The organism is Vibrio sp. 704 (assembly GCF_033339295.1).
Genome location: NZ_JAWOUH010000122.1, coordinates 1 through 1065, shown reverse-complemented (window position 1 = coordinate 1065; position 1065 = coordinate 1). Strand labels below are relative to the sequence as shown.

The 1065-nt window shown below is 60.6% G+C and carries 2 protein-coding genes; both read right to left on the bottom strand.

The features are described from left to right. Window positions 1-24: 24 nt before the first annotated feature. Window positions 25-864 carry a sulfonamide-resistant dihydropteroate synthase Sul1 gene (gene sul1, locus R7R24_RS24880; protein ID WP_000259031.1) on the bottom strand — a complete coding sequence of 280 codons (840 nt, stop codon included), beginning with the start codon at window positions 862-864 and terminating at the stop codon, window positions 25-27. Then, window positions 858-1065, bottom strand: a 208-nt coding sequence (locus R7R24_RS24875; protein WP_000313105.1) for a DMT family transporter, incomplete at its 5' end; no start/stop codon positions are given. The genes sul1 and R7R24_RS24875, both read right to left, overlap by 7 nt.

Genomic DNA, 1065 nt, shown 5'->3' with positions numbered 1-1065 from the left:
TAGCGGGCGGCCGGAAGGTGAATGCTAGGCATGATCTAACCCTCGGTCTCTGGCGTCGCGACTGCGAAATTTCGCGAGGGTTTCCGAGAAGGTGATTGCGCTTCGCAGATCTCCAGGCGCGTGGGTGCGGACGTAGTCAGCGCCATTGCCGATCGCGTGAAGTTCCGCCGCAAGGCTCGCTGGACCCAGATCCTTTACAGGAAGGCCAACGGTGGCGCCCAAGAAGGATTTCCGCGACACCGAGACCAATAGCGGAAGCCCCAACGCCGACTTCAGCTTTTGAAGGTTCGACAGCACGTGCAGCGATGTTTCCGGTGCGGGGCTCAAGAAAAATCCCATCCCCGGATCGAGGATGAGCCGGTCGGCAGCGACCCCGCTCCGTCGCAAGGCGGAAACCCGCGCCTCGAAGAACCGCACAATCTCGTCGAGCGCGTCTTCGGGTCGAAGGTGACCGGTGCGGGTGGCGATGCCATCCCGCTGCGCTGAGTGCATAACCACCAGCCTGCAGTCCGCCTCAGCAATATCGGGATAGAGCGCAGGGTCAGGAAATCCTTGGATATCGTTCAGGTAGCCCACGCCGCGCTTGAGCGCATAGCGCTGGGTTTCCGGTTGGAAGCTGTCGATTGAAACACGGTGCATCTGATCGGACAGGGCGTCTAAGAGCGGCGCAATACGTCTGATCTCATCGGCCGGCGATACAGGCCTCGCGTCCGGATGGCTGGCGGCCGGTCCGACATCCACGACGTCTGATCCGACTCGCAGCATTTCGATCGCCGCGGTGACAGCGCCGGCGGGGTCTAGCCGCCGGCTCTCATCGAAGAAGGAGTCCTCGGTGAGATTCAGAATGCCGAACACCGTCACCATGGCGTCGGCCTCCGCAGCGACTTCCACGATGGGGATCGGGCGAGCAAAAAGGCAGCAATTATGAGCCCCATACCTACAAAGCCCCACGCATCAAGCTTTTGCCCATGAAGCAACCAGGCAATGGCTGTAATTATGACGACGCCGAGTCCCGACCAGACTGCATAAGCAACACCGACAGGGATGGATTTCAGAACCAGAGAA